This window comes from Streptomyces sp. NPDC057445, from assembly GCF_042802855.1.
Taxonomy (GTDB): domain Bacteria; phylum Actinomycetota; class Actinomycetes; order Streptomycetales; family Streptomycetaceae; genus Streptomyces.
In genome coordinates this window covers 102,579-120,297 of sequence record NZ_JBHVDH010000011.1, presented here as the reverse complement: position 1 = coordinate 120,297, position 17,719 = coordinate 102,579, and the positions used below count along the sequence as shown (strand labels likewise).

11 protein-coding genes are annotated in these 17,719 nt (G+C 71.7%); 9 read left to right on the top strand and 2 right to left on the bottom strand.

The features are described from left to right. The first annotated feature begins 209 nt into the window (after positions 1–209). Together ACFU5O_RS23155 and ACFU5O_RS23150 are read left to right on the top strand one after the other, a co-directional pair. On the top strand, positions 210–4,625 hold the full coding sequence (locus tag ACFU5O_RS23155) for a Pls/PosA family non-ribosomal peptide synthetase (protein WP_384243474.1): 4,416 nt from the start codon (positions 210–212) through the stop codon (positions 4,623–4,625). 93 nt (positions 4,626–4,718) lie between these two features. Then, entirely contained in the window at positions 4,719–6,026 is a 1,308-nt protein-coding gene (locus ACFU5O_RS23150; RefSeq protein ID WP_384243472.1) for a M1 family metallopeptidase, read from the top strand. Positions 6,027–6,249: 223 nt separating this feature from the next. Here the strand turns inward: ACFU5O_RS23150 and ACFU5O_RS23145 are convergent, their stop codons facing one another. Then, the gene (locus ACFU5O_RS23145) at positions 6,250–6,516 is read right to left on the bottom strand and encodes a hypothetical protein (protein WP_384243470.1); all 267 of its coding nucleotides are present in this window, start codon (positions 6,514–6,516) and stop codon (positions 6,250–6,252) included. Between the two features lie 252 nt (positions 6,517–6,768). Here ACFU5O_RS23145 and ACFU5O_RS23140 point away from each other — a divergent pair, with 252 nt between their 5' ends. Genes ACFU5O_RS23140 through ACFU5O_RS23125 form a run of 4 tightly spaced genes read left to right on the top strand, consistent with a single transcriptional unit; the run spans position 6,769 to position 13,097 of the window. Continuing rightward, entirely contained in the window at positions 6,769–8,301 is a 1,533-nt protein-coding gene (locus tag ACFU5O_RS23140) for a DUF4331 domain-containing protein (protein WP_384243468.1), read from the top strand. Beyond that, entirely contained in the window at positions 8,301–9,605 is a 1,305-nt protein-coding gene (locus tag ACFU5O_RS23135; RefSeq protein WP_384243465.1) for a tetratricopeptide repeat protein, read from the top strand. Before ACFU5O_RS23140 ends, ACFU5O_RS23135 begins: the two co-directional genes overlap by 1 nt. Then, positions 9,602–11,317, top strand: coding sequence for a sulfite exporter TauE/SafE family protein (locus tag ACFU5O_RS23130; protein WP_384243463.1), 1,716 nt, complete (start codon positions 9,602–9,604; stop codon positions 11,315–11,317). Before ACFU5O_RS23135 ends, ACFU5O_RS23130 begins: the two co-directional genes overlap by 4 nt. 58 nt (positions 11,318–11,375) lie before the next feature. Next, the gene (locus ACFU5O_RS23125) at positions 11,376–13,097 is read left to right on the top strand and encodes a serine/threonine-protein kinase (protein WP_384243461.1); all 1,722 of its coding nucleotides are present in this window, start codon (positions 11,376–11,378) and stop codon (positions 13,095–13,097) included. Here ACFU5O_RS23125 and ACFU5O_RS23120 read toward each other — a convergent pair. Continuing rightward, positions 13,081–13,890 (bottom strand): SGNH/GDSL hydrolase family protein, encoded by an 810-nt coding sequence (locus tag ACFU5O_RS23120; protein WP_384243459.1) that lies wholly within the window; start codon positions 13,888–13,890, stop codon positions 13,081–13,083. The two genes, ACFU5O_RS23125 and ACFU5O_RS23120, sit on opposite strands and share 17 nt — an antisense overlap. A 1,022-nt stretch (positions 13,891–14,912) precedes the next feature. Between ACFU5O_RS23120 and ACFU5O_RS23115 the strand changes: the two genes are divergently transcribed. Genes ACFU5O_RS23115 through ACFU5O_RS23105 form a run of 3 tightly spaced genes read left to right on the top strand, consistent with a single transcriptional unit; the run spans position 14,913 to position 17,712 of the window. Next, complete coding sequence (locus tag ACFU5O_RS23115) at positions 14,913–15,788, top strand: glycosyltransferase family 2 protein (protein WP_384243457.1); 876 nt, start codon at positions 14,913–14,915, stop codon at positions 15,786–15,788. Beyond that, positions 15,785–16,852 (top strand): glycosyltransferase family 2 protein, encoded by a 1,068-nt coding sequence (locus ACFU5O_RS23110; protein ID WP_384243455.1) that lies wholly within the window; start codon positions 15,785–15,787, stop codon positions 16,850–16,852. Before ACFU5O_RS23115 ends, ACFU5O_RS23110 begins: the two co-directional genes overlap by 4 nt. A 56-nt stretch (positions 16,853–16,908) precedes the next feature. Next, on the top strand, positions 16,909–17,712 hold the full coding sequence (locus ACFU5O_RS23105; protein ID WP_384243453.1) for a polysaccharide deacetylase family protein: 804 nt from the start codon (positions 16,909–16,911) through the stop codon (positions 17,710–17,712). The last annotated feature ends 7 nt before the right edge of the window (positions 17,713–17,719 follow it).

Genomic DNA, 17,719 nt, shown 5'->3' with positions numbered 1-17,719 from the left:
GCGACGACGTCATGGACCCGCCCACTGCCCCGGTCGGCCGCATACGCCGCGGGCAAGGAGTGGAACAGGCATGGCGACCGAACGCTGGATAGACTCCTCGTTTGCCGTGTGCGCGGCGTGGATACGTTGCGCTTTCCGCACGACTACGGAGGGTGAGAGATGCGCAGGAACGAGCCTTGCACAGCGCCGGCCGGCGATCGGCGGACTGTATGACCGTCGCCCCGGAACCTCCCGCTCTCCTCGATCCACTCCTCGACGCACCGGCGCCGGCCCTCTTCACCGCCGGGAGTGCCCCGGCCGAACGAACCCTCCTCGACATCCTCGCCGAGACCGCCGCCCGCCACCCGGATGCGCTCGCCGTCGACGACGGCGTCGCACCGCTCACGTACCGCTCCCTCCTGACGGAGGTCGAGGCGCTGCGGCTGCGGCTCGCAGAAACGGGGACAGGCATCGGCGACCGGGTCGGCGTGCGCGTCCCTTCCGGGACCGCCGATCTGTACGTCTCGATCCTCGCCGTACTCGCGGCAGGCGCCGCGTACGTACCCGTGGACGCCGAGGACCCGGACGAGCGCGCCGAACTCGTCTTCACCGAGGCCGCGGTCGCCGCCGTGATCGGAGCGGAGCGGACCGTGGTGGCGAGCGGCGTCCCCGGCGGAGTCACCGGTCGGCGGCCCGAACCGGACGACGACGCCTGGATCATCTTCACCTCCGGGTCCACCGGCAGGCCCAAGGGCGTCGCGGTCACGCATCGCAGCGCCGCGGCCTTCGTCGACGCCGAGGCGGGACTGTTCCTGGCCGACGCTCCGCTCGGCCCGGGCGACCGGGTGCTTGCCGGGCTCTCCGTCGCCTTCGACGCCTCCTGCGAGGAGATGTGGCTGGCCTGGCGGCACGGCGCCTGTCTGGTGCCCGCCCCGCGCTCCCTCGTACGCACCGGCCTCGACCTCGGCCCCTGGCTCGTGGAACAGCGCATCACCGTCGTCTCGACGGTCCCCACACTTGCCGCGCTGTGGCCCACCGAGGCCCTCGACGAGGTACGACTGCTGATCTTCGGCGGCGAGGCCTGCCCGCCCGACCTGGCCGAACGCATGGCCGTCCCCGGGCGCGAGGTCTGGAACACCTACGGCCCCACCGAGGCCACCGTCGTCGCCTGCGCAGCCCCGCTGACCGGCGAGGGGCCGGTGCGGATCGGGCTGCCGCTGGACGGCTGGGAACTCGCGGTCGTGGACGCCCAGGGCGAGACGGTGGCGATGGGTGAGACCGGCGAGCTCGTCATCGGCGGCGTCGGCCTCGCGCGATACCTGGACGAGGCCAAGGACGCGGAGAAGTACGCCCCGCTGCCCGCACTCGGCTGGGTGCGCGCGTATCGCAGCGGCGACCTGGTGCGCGCGGAGCCGGAGGGTCTGCTCTTCGTCGGCCGCGCGGACGAACAGATCAAGCTCGGCGGACGGCGCATCGAACTCGGCGAGATCGACGCGGCCCTCCAGGCCCTCCCCGGTGTGGCCGGCGCCGCGGCTGCGGTCCGGACGACGGTCGCGGGCCACCAGCTCCTGGTGGGGTACGTGGTGCCGAGTCGTGGCGCCGCCTCGGCGGCGGACAGCGCGGGGGCGGGCGGCGAGGACGCGGCCCCGGCCGTGGGCGACGCGGACACCCCGTCCGTCGCCGCTGCCGTCGGCGACCACCACAGCCATGTGGCCACCCTTACGGCGGTTGACGACGCACCTGCGGGACCTGCCGCGTCCGGCGGCGGACCGGCAGACCTCGCCCCGGCGGCCACCTCGGCACCCGGATCCGCACACCCCGACCCGGCGGCCACCTCGGCACCCGCGCATGCGGACCCCGGACCGGCACACCCCGCCCCCGCGGCCACCGCGACACCCGCTCCCGCCTCCGGTGCCCCGTCCCGAACAGGCTCGCGCACCGGCGCCCAGGGGCCCACGGCCGGTACGGCCCACGGCGTGGCTGCTGCCGAGGCACCGGCGGGAGCCGCTTCCGCCACGGTCGCGCCTTCCCCGGCCGGCGCTTCTGGCACGCCCGCCGATGCGGAGGACGGCGCTGCAGTCACCACAGCCGCAGCCGCCGGCCCGGCGCAGGCCGACGTCGAGTTCGACGTCGAGTTCGATGTCGCCGAAGCCACGGCGCGGCTGCGCGAGGAGCTGCCCGCAGCGCTCGTGCCCGTCATCGCCGTCGTCGACGATCTGCCGACCCGGACGTCCGGCAAGGTGGACCGGAACGCGCTTCCCTGGCCGCTGCCGCACGACGCCCCGGACGGGAAAGCCGTCGGCGGCGCCGTGTTCAGCGAGACCGAGGCGTGGCTCGCCGAGCAGTGGGCCGAGCTGCTCGGGACCCGGGTCGCAGGGACGGACGTGGACTTCTTCGCGAGCGGCGGCGGCAGCCTCGCCGCCGCGCAGCTGGTGTCGCGGATCCGTGAGCGGTACGGCACCGGGTCCGTGGGGGACATCTATCAGCACCCCACGCTCGGGGCACTCGCAAGGACGCTGGAAGCCCCGTCGCCCCGTGGCGCGAAGGCCCGCACCGTGCGGCCCGTGCCACGACGGGCGGGTGTCGTGCAGCTGCTGCTCATGCTGCCGCTGCTCGGTGTCGCCGGACTGCGGTGGACCGTGGTCGCCGCCGCCGTCGGCAATCTCGTCGGGCTGCCCTGGGCACCCACCGTTTCCTGGTGGTGGGTGGCGCTCGGCTGGCTGCTCGTCATCAGCCCACCGGGGCGGATCGTTGTCGCGGCGGGCGGGGCCCGACTGCTGCTGCGGGGCCTGCGCCCGGGCACATATCCCCGTGGCGGCAGCACCCATCTTCGGCTGTGGACCGCGGAACGGCTCGCCGAACTCAGCGGCGCGACAAATCTGGCCGGTTCCTGGCTCACCTATTACGCGCGGGCCCTCGGTGTCCGCATCGCCGACGACGTCGATCTGCACGCCCTGCCGCCGGTGACCGGAATGCTGCGCCTGGGCAAGGGCTGTGCCGTCGAGCCGGAGGTCGATCTGTCCGGCCACTGGCTGGACGGCGACCGACTGCACATCGGCACCCTGCGGATCGGGGCGGGCGCCACCGTCGGCGCCCGCAGCACGCTCTTCCCCGGCGCACGGATCGGCAAGCGGGCCGAGGTCGCCCCCGGTTCCGGCGTGACCGGCACCGTCCCGGCGGGAGAGCGCTGGGCGGGCGTCCCCGCGTCCCGCAAGGGCAGGGCCAACCGTCGTCTCCCCGAGGGCCGCCCGGTGCGCACGCGCCGCTGGACCTTTGTCTACTCGGTGACGTCCCTGGTCCTCGGGCTGCTGCCCGCCCTTGCCGCGCTGCCCGGTCTGCTGGTGACCGGCGTGTTCCTGCACGGCTCCACCGGCGTCGGCGAGGCGCTGACGGCCGCGCTGGCCGCCGTCCCGGCGGCGACGGTCGTCGCCATGGTCACGTACGCGCTGCTGATCCTCGTGGGCGTCCGCGGGCTCGGTATCGGACTGCACGAGGGCTACCACCCGGTCCACAGCCGGGTCGCCTGGCAGGCATGGGCGACCGAGCGGCTGATGGACATGGCCCGGGTGCATCTCTTCCCGCTGTACGCGAGCCTGTTCACGCCCGTGTGGCTGCGGGCGCTCGGCATGAAGGTCGGGCGTGGGGTCGAGGCGTCGACCGTTCTCGCGCTGCCCACGATGACCACGGTCGGCGACGGTGCCTTCCTCGCCGACGACACCATGGTGGCGTCGTACGAGCTCGGCGGCGGCTGGCTGCACATCGCCGAGGCCCGCGTCGGCAAGCGTGCCTTCCTCGGGAACTCGGGGATGACCGCCGCCGGCCGCAGGGTGCCGAAGCGGGGCCTGGTGGGCGTGCTGTCCGCGACGCCGAAGCGGGCCAAGGCGGGCTCCTCCTGGCTCGGCATGCCGCCGATGAAGCTGCCGCGGGCGGTGGAGGAGGCCGACCGGAGCCGTACCTTCGCCCCGCCCGCGCGGCTGAAGTGGGCTCGCGCCGTGGTCGAACTCTGCCGGGTGGTGCCGGTCATGTGCAGCGTGGCGCTCGCCGTTCTGGCCCTCGGGGTCTTCACGCTGCTGGCCGGACGTTACGGTTTCACGGTCGCGGTGCTGCTCGGCGGGGCCGTGCTCCTCACCGCCGGTGTGCTGGCCTGCCTGGTCGCGATCGCGCTGAAGTGGCTGCTGGTCGGCCGTTTCACCGCCGCCGAGCACCCGCTGTGGTCGGCGTTCGTGTGGCGCAACGAGCTCGCCGACACCTTTGTGGAAGTGCTGGCCGTACCGTGGCTGGTGGGCGCGAGTGCCGGTACACCGCTGATGAACCTGTGGCTGCGCGGGCTCGGCGCCCGTATCGGCGGCGGCGCCTGGTGCGAGACCTACTGGCTGCCGGAGTCCGACCTCGTCACGGTCGGAAGCGGCGCGAGCGTCAATCGGGGCTGTGTCCTGCAGACGCACCTCTTCCATGACCGGATCATGCGGATGGACAATGTCGTTCTCGGAGCGGGTGCGACGCTGGGTCCGCACGGCATCGCACTGCCCGGAGCGGTGATCGGCGACCGGGCCGCCGTCGGTCCGGCGTCGCTGGTGATGCGCGGCGAGAGCGTGCCCGCCGGCACCCGCTGGCTGGGCAACCCGATCGACGCGTGGAAGAAGTAGGCCCGGGCGCAACCGCTCGGCACGCAACAGCACAGACGGCACAGCACGACACGGAACAGCACGGCACAGGGCAAGACCGGAGGACGCACGACGGTGACGGATTCGTACCTGCCGCAGCACGGTGACAGCGGCTACCGGACCACGGAGTACGACCTGGAGCTGGACTACCGTCCGGGCACCGGCCGGCTCTCCGGCCGGGCCACGATCAGTGCCGTCGCCGAGCGGGAACTGCCCGAGATCGTCCTCGATCTCGGGCAGTTCCGCCTCAGCAAGGTCCTGGTGGACGGCGCCCGTCCGGCGCGGTACACCCATCGCGCCGACAAGCTGCGGATCAGGCCCGCACGGCCGCTGCGCGCCGGAGCGGCCTTCACCGTGGAGGTGCGCTACACCGGTGTCCCGCTTCCGGTCCGTACCCGGGACTGGGGCGACCTGGGCTGGGAGCACCTCGACGAGGGCGCGCTGGTGGCCTCACAGCCGAGCGGCGCGCGGTCCTGGTTCCCGTGCAACGACCGCCCCGACGACAAGGCCGCCTACCGGATCGCGGTGACGGCGCCGTCGCCGTACACCGTTGTCGCGAACGGCGCCCTGACCTCCCGTACGATCAGCGCCTCCACCACGACCTGGGTGTACGAGCAGGCCGCGCCGATGGCGAGCTATCTCGCGACCGTCCAGATCGGTCCCTACGAGCTGGTGGACGTGGCGCACGCGGGTGCGGTGCCGCAGCCGGCCGCGGTTCCACGGAACCTGCTCGGCCGGTTCGAGTACGACTTCGCCCGGCAGCCGCAGATGATGACCTTGTTCACGGACCTCTTCGGCCCCTATCCCTTCGACGACTACGCCGTCGTGGTGGTCGACGAGGAACTCGACGTGCCCGTCGAGGCACAGGGCCTGTCGATCTTCGGCGCCAACCATGTCGACGGCCGGCGCGGGAGCGAGCGCCTGGTCGCGCACGAGCTGGCCCACCAGTGGTTCGGCAACAGTCTGACCGTTGCCGACTGGCGGCACATCTGGCTGAATGAGGGCTTCGCGAAGTACGCCGAGTGGCTGTGGTCCGAGATGTCGGGTGGTCCGTCTGCCACAGCCATGGCGGTCAGGTCACGCGCCCGGCTCGCCATGATGCGGCAGGACGTGCGGATCGCCGATCCGGGCCTGCGGCGGCTGTTCGACGACCGGGTCTACGAGCGGGGCGCGCTCACGCTGCACGCGCTGCGCACGGAGATCGGCCACGCGGCTTTCGTGGGGCTGCTGCGGGAGTGGACCGCGACGCACCGGCACGGCGTGGTGACCACCGAGGAGTTCATCGCCCTCGCCCGGCGGCACTCCGCGCGGCCACTGGACAAGATGTTCACGACATGGCTGTACGAGACCAAGCTGCCGCCCCTGCCGCAGCAGCGCCGCTGACCGGGTTGATTCGACGTGCGTTCGGGTGCGTTCGGGGTGCTCGGGTGCTGCGGGAGGGGCGGGGCCGGAGCCCCGTTCTACACGGGACCCGGAACCTCGGCCTACGGGGTTCGGGAAGGAACGCGGCAGGGGTGGTCGGACCTCCGAGCCGGACGGGCGCGGGGGACGGGTGCGCGTGAACGGTCACGCGAGCCCGGCACCGGCAGCCTGCCACCCCGCCGGGCTACTGACCGCGGCTGCCGAACAGCGAGCGGCGCAGTCGGCGCAGCGGCGCGAAGAGCGAGACTCGCGCGCTCTTGCTCCGGCGGGTGTGCGCCACATCACGCGTCGTCAGTTCACGCATCAGCGTCGTCGCCTCCGCAGCCTCACGCTGCGGAACGGCAGGGCCGCCCAGCACCGAGAGATGGCGGTCGAGACGCGTGCTGGTCGCACTGCTCCCGCATGTGATCGCAGGCACTCGTGGCCTGCTGCGCACTGTTATCTGTTCCATGTCACTCCCCACCCGTACGAGGGCACCCGGCCCGGGCAGGTTAACCCTATCGCCCCTCGGTGACACCCGTGTATCCCGGTCGCAGGATTCACCACCCCTGTACGGGTGTTGACGGTCACTCAGTGAATACATCTGATTCCAGGGCGAGTTGGACACCTTCGAATCCAAACCAATCCGGGGGCCCACCGGTCCCGAACACCTGTCACCAGGCAGTGCTGAAAGAACTCCTCATGACAGGACGGGATGGACGCGATGACCGCTTTCAAGTGGAGCGTGCGGGGGCGCAGGAATCTCGCCGCGCTCGTCTGTGGTGCGCTGGCAGCCGGGGGGCTCGCGGCGGCCGGCGTCACGACGACCCTCACGCCGGGAACGGCGAACGCCTCCAGCCACCGTGAGGCCCCGCTGATATCGGGGCAGCCCCAGTTCGACAACACCGATGTGTACGCGTTCGTCAGCCCGGACAAGCCGGACACGACGACGATCGTCGCCAACTGGTTGCCGTTCGAGGAGCCCGCGGGAGGGCCGAACTTCTACCGCTTCGCGAGCGACGCCCGTTACGACATCCACATCGACTCCGACGGGGACGCACAGGGCGATCTGCTCTACCGCTGGACGTTCCACGACCAGCTCAAGAACGGCGACACGTTCCTGTACAACACCGGTCCGGTGACGACGATCGACGACCCGGACCTCAACATCACGCAGACGTACGACCTCGAGCTGGTGAAGCTGAAGAACCAGCATGTGATCTCCAACACCAAGATCGCCGACGATGTCCCGGTCGCCCCGTCGAACGTGGGCAAAGCGTCCATGCCGGACTACAAGGCGCTGCGCGCGCAGGCCGTGCACCGGATGGAGGACGGCAGCTCGGTGTTCGCCGGCCAGGCCGACGACCCGTTCTTCCTCGACCTGCGTGTCTTCGATCTGCTGTACGGAGGCAACCTCTCCGAGGTGGGCAAGGACACGCTCAAGGGATACAACGTCAACAGCATCGCGCTGCAGGTCCCCACGGAGCACATCCGCCAGTCCAAGGGACAGCCGGTGGTCGGTATCTGGTCGACCACCCACCGCAAGAACGCGAGCGGTGACTGGACCCAGGTGTCACGGCTCGGGATGCCGCTGGTCAACGAGGTCGTCGTACCGCTGAAGGCCAAGGACAAGTTCAACGCCTCGTCGCCGTGGAACGACGCGGACTTCCTGCCCTTCGTCACCGAGCCGGAACTGCCGAAGCTCATCGAGGCCATCTACAAGATCCCCGCTCCCAAGACGCCGCGGGACGATCTGGTGTCCGTCTTCCTGACCGGCGTGAAGGACCTCAACCAGCCGCCGAACGTGCGGCCCGCAGAGGCGCTGCGTCTGAACACCTCGATCCCGCCCACCCACAAGCCGAAGCGCCTGGGCGTGCTGGACGGGGACAACGCCGGATTCCCCAACGGACGCCGGCTGACCGACGACGTGATCGACATCTCGCTCCAGGTCGTCGAGGGCGAACTGCTCGGACAGAAGAACGACCTGGGTGACGCGGTGGACGCGAACGACCAGCACTTCGAGAAGAAGTTCCCGTATGTCGCGCTGCCGACCTCGGGCTCGAACGGCCCGCTGGCGGACGGACAGAACGGCGGCAACCGGAGCCAGCTGCAGGGCGGCGCCGCGCTGAGCGCGTCGGAAGCCGGGAACGGCAAGCTGGTGGCCGTCTCGCTCGCGTCCGCCGGCGCCGGAGTCGTGCTCGTGGGCCTCGGCCTGGGGTGGTGGCGCATGCGCCGCCGCAGCAAGGGCTGGGTGTGATGCCGGAAACGGGCAGCCGCAGGTGGCGGCTGGGAGCCGGGGTGGCGGGGCTCGCCCTCGTACTGACGGCCGCGGGAGCGGTCGTCGGCGGCGGGGACGAGGTCCCCGCCGCCCCGGCGGCCGCGGCGGGAGCCGTGGTGGGCGAGGGTGTCCGCGCGCTGCAGGCGCACCTGAAGGCGCAGCCCAAGGATGCGGGCGCCTGGGCGACACTCGGATCCGCTTATGTCGAGGAGGCCAGGAGCAGCGGTGACCCGTCGCTGTACCCGAAGGCCGAAAAGGCGTTCGCGCGGTCCCTCCGGCTGCGGCCGGAGGACAACGCCGACGCACTCGCGGGGCGGGCCGCCCTGGCCGCCGCGCGGCACGACTTCCCGACGGCGCTGGCCGACGCGAAGAAGGCTCTGGACGTCAACACCTACAGCGAGCGCGCACTCGCCGTACGGATCGATGCGCTCGTCGAACTCGGGCGCTACCGGGAGGCGTTGGGCGCGGCGAAGGAGGCCGATGCCCGACGGCCCGGCATCCCGGTCTTCACGCGATTCGCCTATGTGCACGAGCTGCGCGGCGATGTGCCGGAGGCGCGACGGGTGCTGGAGCTCGCCGGTGGTTCGGCGGTACGCCGCCCGGACATCGCGTACACGGCGACAGCGCTCGGCCAGCTCGCCTGGTCCCAGGGCGACTACGCGCAGGCGCTGCGGCACTGCGACTACGCGCTCAAGGCCGAGCCGGGCAATCTGGAAGCCGGGGACTGCCGCGCGCGGGCACTCGCCGGCAAGGGCGATCCCGCCGGTGCGATCAAGGAGTTCGAGGGACTCGTCGAGCGGTCGCCGCTGCCCGGCAGGCTCGTCGCGCTCGGCGAGCTGTACGAGGCGAGCGGGCAGCGGGAACGGGCCGAGCAGCAGTACGCGGTCGTCGGCACCTGGACCGGGCTCGCCCGTGCGGGCGGGGTCAACCCGGACCTGGACACCGCCCTCGCCGCAGCGGACCACGGCGACCGCGCGGAGGCGCTGCGGGCAGCCCGGGCCGAGTGGCAGCGCCGCAGGACCGTCCACACCGAGGACGCCCTCGCCTGGGCGCTGCATCGCTCCGGCAAGTCCGGGGAGGCACTCGCGCATGCCCGTCGGGCGACCGCGACGGGATACCGCAACGCCGCCTTCCTGTACCACCGCGGAATGATCGAGCGGGCTGTCGGCGAGACCACCGCGGCGCGGTCCTCGCTGTCCCGCGCTCTGGATCTCAACCCCGGCTTCTCGCCGGTCGGTTCACGTGAGGCGCGGCGCGCGCTCGACGCCTTGGAGGAGTCATGAGAAGGCGTATCGGAGGCCGGGCCACGGTGGTGCTCACCGTGATCGGGGCGGCAGCGGCCGGGGCGCCGGGCTGCCTCTCGCGTACCCGGCCCGACTTCCGTGCGGTGCACCGCGGGACGCGAGCACCGCGAGCTTCCCGTGTGCGGCATGCCGCGCGCGCGGCCGTCGCCCTGTGTATCGCGGCCGTCGCGCTGCTGGCGGGCGGCGCGGCGCCTGCCGCGGCGCATCCCCTCGGGAACTTCACCGTCAACCGCTACGACGGACTCGTCGTCGGTGAAGGCGAGTTCAGGGTCGACCATGTCGAGGATCTGGCGGAGATCCCGACCGCACGCGTCCGGCCGAAGGAGCTTCCGGCGGGCGGACTCGCCGCATGGGCGAAGGAACGGTGCGCGGCAAGCGCACGCGAGGCCCGGCTGAGCGTGGACGGGCGGCCCGTGGCGCTCGGGGCGGGGACCGCGCGGGCCGAGATCCGTCCGGGTCAGGCGGGTCTGCCGACGCTGCGCCTCGAGTGCGGGCTGACCGCCTCGCTGCCCGACGGCGAGGTCACCATCGACTTCCGGTCGGGCGGCGCAGAAGGGCCCGGCTGGCAGGAGATCACCGCACGCGGTGACCGCACGACCCTCACCTCGTCGGACGTTCCCCGGAAATCGGTGTCCCGCCGGCTGTCCGCGTATCCGGAAGGGCTGCTCGACTCGCCGGCCGACCGTACGACCGCGGCTCTCACGGCGGTACCGGGCGGCCCCGCCCTCGTCGAGGGGAGCGGCGGCGCGGCGCCCGCCTCCGTGCTGCCGCGCGGCGCCGACCGCTGGACGCAGGCGCTGACCGATCTCGTCGAACGGCGTGAACTCACGCTCTCGTTCGGGGCGCTCGCTCTCGCGATCGCCGTCGGCCTCGGCGCTCTGCACGCCCTCGCACCGGGGCACGGCAAGACCCTGATGGCCGCGGCAGCGGCGGCGGGCGGCCGGAGTTCGCTGCGGGACGTCTTCGCCCTCGGCGCCTCCGTGACCGTGACCCACACCCTCGGGGTCTTCGCACTCGGCGCCCTCATCACGGCGGGCTCGGCCGTCAGCCCGTCCGTCGTCGGCTGGCTCGGGGTGGCGAGCGGGTCCCTGGTCACCGTGGCGGGTGCCCTGCTCGTACGCCGGGCCTGGCACAACCGGGCGCACGCGCACGGGCATGGACACACCCACTTCCACTGGCCGGGCGGACACGCGCACAGTCACTCGCACGACCACGACCACGACCACAGCCACAGCCACAGCCACAGCCACAGCCACAGCCACAAGCGTGCGGGCGAGACCGCTGAGCCCGCGCTCGACCACCCCCGCGAACACGGACACGACCATGTGCCGGCGCGCGTCCAGCCGCTCCGCCGCACCGTCCTCCTCGGCTTCGCCGGAGGACTCGTACCCAGCCCCTCCGCCGTCGTGGTGCTCGTCGGGGCCGCGGCCCTCGGCCACGCCTGGTTCGGGCTGCTGCTCGTGATCGCCTACGGCGCCGGACTCGCCCTCACACTCGCCGCCGCGGGCTTCGCCGTCGTGCGGCTCGGGGCACGCGCGGCCGAGTGGCTCACACGGCGGCGGGCCGCGGGGCGAACCGGAGGGCGGCTGGTCGGATTCATCCATCGCACCGCTCCGCTGAGCACTGCGCTCGCCGTATTCGTACTGGGATGTGGATTGGTGTTCAGGGGGGCCGCAGGGGCCATCAGTTGAGCTAGCTTGGAGGGGTTTCCACCGTGATGGTCGCTCTGCTGCGGATGGGGGGCTCGCCATGAGCGTAGGGCCGGGCGACGATCGGGACGACGGGATGCTGGTCGCGGGGCGGTACCGGCTGCTCGGCCGCCTCGGCGAGGGCGGGATGGGCGTCGTGTGGCGCGCCCGGGACGAGGTGCTCGGCCGGGATGTCGCCGTCAAGGAGGTCCGGGCGCCGGCCGCGCTCGGCACCACCGACGTCCAGCGGCTGTACGCCCGGCTGGAGCGCGAGGGCTGGGCCGCCGCCCGTATCTCCCACGGCAATGTGGTCACGGTCTACGACGTGGCGTCGCACGACGGCCGCCCGTGGATCGTGATGGAGCTCGTCCGGGGGCTCTCGCTCTCCGAAGTGCTCGACGCCGAGGGCCCGATGACCCCGCGGCGCGCCGCGCACATCGGGGCCGAGGTGCTGGCGGCGCTGCGCTCGGCGCACGGGGCGGGGGTGCTGCACCGCGATGTGAAGCCCGGGAACGTCCTGCTCGCCAACGACGGCCGTGTGGTACTCACGGACTTCGGGATAGCCACGGTCGAGGGCACCTCGAATCTGACCATGACCGGCGAACTGGTGGGATCCCCCGAGTTCCTCGCCCCGGAGCGGGCCCTGGGCCGCAACCCGGGCCCGGAGTCGGACCTCTGGTCGCTCGGCGTGCTGCTGTACGCGGCGGTCGAGGGGCAGTCGCCGTTCCGCCAGAACACCCCGCTCAGCACTCTGCGGGCCGTCGTCGACGAGGAACTGCCGCCGCCGCGCAGGGCCGGTGCTCTGGCGCCGGTCATCGCGGGACTGCTGCGGAAGGATCCCGCGGAGCGGCTGTCCGCCGCCGAGGCCGAACGTGAGCTGCGGATCGTGGGCGCGGGCGGAACGCCACGGACCGCCTCCGCTCCCCCGCCGGCCACCGGCCCTTACCCGGAGACCGTCACCTCGGCCGCATCCCCGACGGCGGGCGCCGCGGCGGGACCGGCCACGCCCGTGGGCGGCTTCGGACCGCCGACCCCGCCCACGGGGGCGGCGGCCCTCCCGTCCGGCCGGGCGCGGCGTGCCACGGTCGCGCTGGTCGCGGGGATCGCGGTGCTGCTCCTGTCGATCGGCGGCCTCACCTACGCCCTGGTGAAGGAAAACGGCCGGGGCAACGGCGGCACGGGCAACGGCAATTCCGGCGCGAGCGCGAGCGCGAGCGGCGGTACGGCGAACGGCGGCACGGCGAGCGGCGGTACCGGCACCGGCACGGCGGGCGACGGACCGTCCCACGACGGCCCATCAAGCACCTCCGGCAGCCCCGGTACGTCGGACACCGCGGACACGGCATCCGGCGGCGGCCACGACTCCGCCACGGCCCGGCCGCCCCAGACCGTCCATGTGTACGCCCAGGCCGTGACCGGCAGCTACAGCGGTGGCTGCCCGCCGCCCGAGGCCGGGGCGCCCGCCTTCAGAGCGACGGTCACGGTGGGCCGTACGCCCGCCTCCGTCTCCTACCGCTGGGTGACCGAGAGCGGCAGGACGTCGGGCAAGGGCTGGAAAACACTCGACTTCCCCTCCGGTGAGGGGAAGTCGCGGCAGGTCGATCACATCGAGCTGACGTACGAGGAGAACGCGACGCACCACGACCGGATCCGGCTGGAGGTCCGGCGTCCGGTCGAGGCGCGGTCGAACTGGGTGGGGTTCTCTGTGACGTGCAAGGAGGAGTCCCCGTCCCCGTCGGGCGACCCCTCCTATCCGACGGTGTCCCTTACGCCGCCGTCCTGAGGGCCGGCAGATAGCCTCCCGACTGCCCGGACGCGGTGGGGTGGTACGACTCGCCGATGTTCAGCCAGTTGACGCTGTGCAGCCAGGCGGAACCGGAACAGATCTCGTGTCCGGTGAAGGTCGGGACGACATCGGCGAAGGTGAATCCATGGTCGGCCGCGCGCTTGGCGACGGCTGCGTTGAGATGGTCGGCTCCGCCGTTGATCGCGGTGCGTTCCCTCTCGGTGAGTCCGGCGATGCAGTTGCCGCCCAGCTTGTAGAAGCGCGGGTAGCCGAGGACGACGACACGGGCCGCCGACGCCCTGGATCTGATCGCCGAGTACACCGAGTCGAGCCGCCCGGGCAGGGTGGTGTCGACGAACCGCTTCGCCTCCTCGACGCGGGCGACGCACGTGCTCTCGGACTGCAGGACACAGGTGGTCATGACGTCGGCGAAGCCGGCGTCGTTGCCCCCGATGGTGATCGAGACGAGATCGGTCGCCGGGGTGACGGGACCGAGCTGGTTCGCCAGCACATCACCCGTACGAGCGCCCGAGCAAGCGGTGAAAGCGAACGACGAGGGTGAATTGGCGGCTGCCCAGAGGGCGGGGTAGGCACGGTTGGTGCGCTTGCAGTCGCCGCTGGAGCCGATGTAGGAGCCGGCTCCGAGGCCCGAGGAGTACGAGTCCCCGAGGGCCACGTAGTCCAGTGCTGCCGCGCTCCCGGCAGCGTGCGCCTGGCCCGCTCCGGAGAGAGCGAGGACGGCGCCGAGTAGGAGTGAGGACGAGAATGCCGCGATTCGGGACAGTTTCATGGAACCTCCCTTTAGCAGGATCTCTGCCTCAACTGTCGTAGCACCGCTCATACTTCACCGGAAGTGTCCATGCCAAGAACAATCGCCTGTCCGGATCCGTTTCCTGACGGTCCGCCGGCTGACGCCACAGCACGGATGCCACGCATCCGGCGCCTTGGGGGCCGAGCCACCCGTGCGGACGAGCACCGGCGGAACGGACACACTCCGGAAGCGGACACCCAGGAGGCGGGTGCGCTGGACGGGTGAACCCCGGAAGGGGGGCACTTCGCACGGATGTCCTGTCGGTGCTCGCGGGCGGATCCGTGGCCGTGTCAGGAGTGGGCGCGGCTCCGACATCCGGCGGTCTCGACCCGCCACCGCGCGCCCCCTTCACGCCCTTCCAGCCCTTCATGGCGCCCCGTCGGGGCGGGCTCGGGCCGTTCGGTGGGGCGGCCGCCGGGCTGTGGCGTCGCGCCGGCAGGACCCGCCATGGCGCCGCACCCCATGCCGCACGCGGCACGGATCACCCTTTCCGCGCCGGCGCCGTAATGATCGATTTCCTGATCGCACGGATTCTTTTACGAACCGGAGATCAGGCCCGCGACCCGAATCGATTTCACTGGCGTCGCAGCGGCCACATTCCTTCTCTCCCTTATCGGGATCCCGAACAGGATCGAGCATTTCCGCCCGGGAAGGGTAAAGAAGCAGAAAGAGTAAGACCTCGTGCCAGGTCTTGCCATACAGTCCTAATCATCAATACCGTCGTACATCCACCCGCAACGGTCCATCATGCAAAGCGACTCCAGGGGAGGGGTCGAGCGTCGCGATGGTTCCCGAGCGGTGCGCGGTAGGGGGGTGCCGTGTTCGGCCATGCCTTCGGGCATGCGCCGGTTCGCGGGCCGCGCGGCCAGCAATTCCAGCTCACCCAACCTGCACGGAGTTCCATGCCGTCATGGCGGGGGTGAGAACCCCCCTTTCGAACCGGACACACATCCGGACCGCCCGGGGGCGGGCGGTCCACCGGACGAGAGGGATACCGACTCATGAGCTCTTTCCTGCGCCCGGCGGTCCCAGGGACCACCGTCGCCGCTTCTGTAGCGGCCGGCGCCACGGCCACCACTACCGCCACGGCCGCACCGGGCCGAATACCGTCCCAGTACCGCCCGATCTCCACCCACCTCGCGATCGCGCCGCCGGTCAGCGTCGTGATCCCCGCCATGAACGAGGCGGAGAACCTTCCGTACGTCTTCGAGACGCTTCCCGAATGGATCCATGAAGTCGTCCTCGTCGACGGCAATTCCACGGACGACACGGTGAATGTGGCCAGGGAACTGTGGCCCGAGGTCAAGGTCGTCAAGCAGGTAGGAAAAGGCAAAGGCGACGCCCTCATCAGCGGCTTCGCGGCCTGCACCGGAGACATCATCGTCATGGTCGACGCGGACGGCTCGGCCGACGGCCAGGAGATCGTCAGCTATGTCTCCGCGCTCGTCGGCGGCGCCGACTTCGCCAAGGGGTCCCGTTTCGCCAACGGCGGCGGCACGGACGACATGACACCCGTCCGCAAGCTCGGCAACCGCCTTCTGTGCGCGGTCGTCAACGCCAAGTTCGGCGCCCGCTACACCGACCTCTGCTACGGCTACAACGCCTTCTGGCGTCACTGCCTCGACAGAATCACGCTGGACTGCACCGGCTTCGAGATCGAGACCCTCATGAACATCCGGGTCGTCAAGGCCGGACTGCGCGTCCAGGAAGTGCCCAGCCACGAGTACCTGCGCATACACGGCGTCAGCAACCTCAGCGCCGTACGGGACGGTCTGCGGGTCCTCAAGGTGATCCTCAAGGAAAAGGGCGTCCGCCGGCCCGTGCGCCGCCGCACACCCGCGCTCACGCTCAAGGCCCCTCGCGGAGGGCTCTCTTGAGCCATCAGGAGAATCACCGGGGGAACCACCGGCCGAGCCACCGGAGGTTCTCCGTGGTGATCTGTGTCTACACCGAGGACCGCTGGGAGGACATCCTCGCGGCGGTCGACTCGGTGCGGCAGCAGTCGCTGCCCGCGCTGGAGACTCTGCTCGTCGTCGACCACAACCCGCAGCTGCTGGAGCGCCTCACCGAGGAGTTCAAGGGCTGCGGGGCACACCGGGCCGCGGCGTACGAGGAGGAGGTGCGGGTGCTCGCCAACGCGGGCCCCCGCGGCCTCTCCGCGGGCCGCAACACCGGCATCGCGGCCGCACGCGGCGAGATCGTCGCCTTTCTCGACGACGACGCCGTCGCCGAGCGCGAGTGGCTCAGGTACTTCGACGAGGGCTACGACGATCCCCGGGTGATGGCGGTGGGCGGCAGGACGCTGCCGGCATGGGCGTCGGGCAGGCGCCCCGCCTGGTTCCCGGAGGAGTTCGACTGGGTCGTCGGCTGTACGTACCGGGGGCTGCCGCCGGGGCGGGTGCGGGTACGCAACGTCCTGGGCGGCAACGCGTCCTTCCGCCGCACGGCATTCGACGCCTCCGGCGGCTTCGCCACAGGTATCGGACGCGACGGTGACAAACGGCCGCTGGGCTGCGAGGAGACCGAGTTGTGCATCCGGCTCGGGCGGGCGCTCCCCCACGCGGTTCTGCTCATCGACGACCGTGCCGTCATCCACCACAAGGTCCCCGCGGCGCGCGAGCACTTCGGCTACTTCCGTACGCGGACATACGCAGAGGGTCTCTCCAAGGCCCTCGTCGCCCGCAGCGTCGGCAGCGGCAAGGGCCTGGAGTCCGAGCGTCGTTACACCACCCGGGTGCTCCCGGCGGGCGTGGCCCGCGGGCTGCGCGACGCCCTGCTGGGCAGACGCGGCGGCGCGGGCCGGGCGGGCGCGATCGTGACGGGCGTGGCCACGGCAGCGGCCGGGTACGCACTGGCGAACATGCGTACCCGCGCCGGAGTGGCCTTCTCCCACGGCCCGATCGCCGCGTACGCACCGGCGACGGGAGGTGGTCCGCGGTGAATCAGGCCGTGGTGAATCAGGCCGTGGTGGACCGGGCTGTCGTGAATCATCCCGTGATGAACAAGGCCCCGGCGAATCAGGCCGTGCCGATCCTCATGTACCACGCGGTGGGACACCGGCCGGCGCCCGCCGCACACGGTCTCTCCGTAACGCCGGACGCGTTCGCAGAACAGATGCGGCTGCTCGCCGAGCGCGGGTTCACCCCGCTCACCACGGCGGAGCTCGGACGGGCGTGGCGGCGCGCGGGTCCACTGCCTCCGCGCCCCGTGCTCATCACCTTCGACGACGGCTACGAGGGCGTGCACCGCCATGCCCTCCCGGTCCTCGCCGGACACGGCTTCGCCTCGACCCTGTTCGTGTCCACCGGCTGGCTGCGCGGCCCGCACGAGACGGGCGGCGCGCTCGACAGGATGCTCGACTGGGACCAGGTGCGGGAGCTGGCCGCCGCAGGGACGGAGATCGGCGGCCACACCCACACCCACCCGCAGTTGGACCAGCTCGACGACCGGCTGCTTCGGTACGAGACACTGCGTTGCCGGGAGATCATCGCCGAGGAGCTGGGGGCCGCCCCGGTCTCGTTCGCCTATCCGTACGGCTACTCCAGCCGGCGCGTACGACGAATGGTGCGCTCGGTGGGCTTCGCCCAGTCGCTCGCCGTGGGCAACGCACTGGCCCGCCGCCGCCAGGGCCCCTATGCGCTGGAACGAGTGACCGTTCGGCGCTCCACCCGCATCGAGGAGTTCGAACGACTCGTCGAAGGACACGCCGTCGCCCGCTCCTTCGCGAGGGACCGGGCTCTCACGAAGGGGTACGCCGTCGTCCGCAGGGCACGCCGGGCGGTGCGGCTGCTGCGCACATGAACGTACA

Coding starts and splice junctions, on each gene's coding strand:
- ACFU5O_RS23155 (WP_384243474.1), top strand. CDS start 210: ATGACCGTCGCCCCGGAACCTCCCGCTCTCCTCGATCCACTCCTCGAC.
- ACFU5O_RS23145 (WP_384243470.1), bottom strand. CDS start 6,516: ATGGAACAGATAACAGTGCGCAGCAGGCCACGAGTGCCTGCGATCACA.
- ACFU5O_RS23140 (WP_384243468.1), top strand. CDS start 6,769: ATGACCGCTTTCAAGTGGAGCGTGCGGGGGCGCAGGAATCTCGCCGCG.
- ACFU5O_RS23135 (WP_384243465.1), top strand. CDS start 8,301: ATGCCGGAAACGGGCAGCCGCAGGTGGCGGCTGGGAGCCGGGGTGGCG.
- ACFU5O_RS23130 (WP_384243463.1), top strand. CDS start 9,602: ATGAGAAGGCGTATCGGAGGCCGGGCCACGGTGGTGCTCACCGTGATC.
- ACFU5O_RS23125 (WP_384243461.1), top strand. CDS start 11,376: ATGAGCGTAGGGCCGGGCGACGATCGGGACGACGGGATGCTGGTCGCG.
- ACFU5O_RS23120 (WP_384243459.1), bottom strand. CDS start 13,890: ATGAAACTGTCCCGAATCGCGGCATTCTCGTCCTCACTCCTACTCGGC.
- ACFU5O_RS23115 (WP_384243457.1), top strand. CDS start 14,913: ATGAGCTCTTTCCTGCGCCCGGCGGTCCCAGGGACCACCGTCGCCGCT.
- ACFU5O_RS23105 (WP_384243453.1), top strand. CDS start 16,909: ATGAACAAGGCCCCGGCGAATCAGGCCGTGCCGATCCTCATGTACCAC.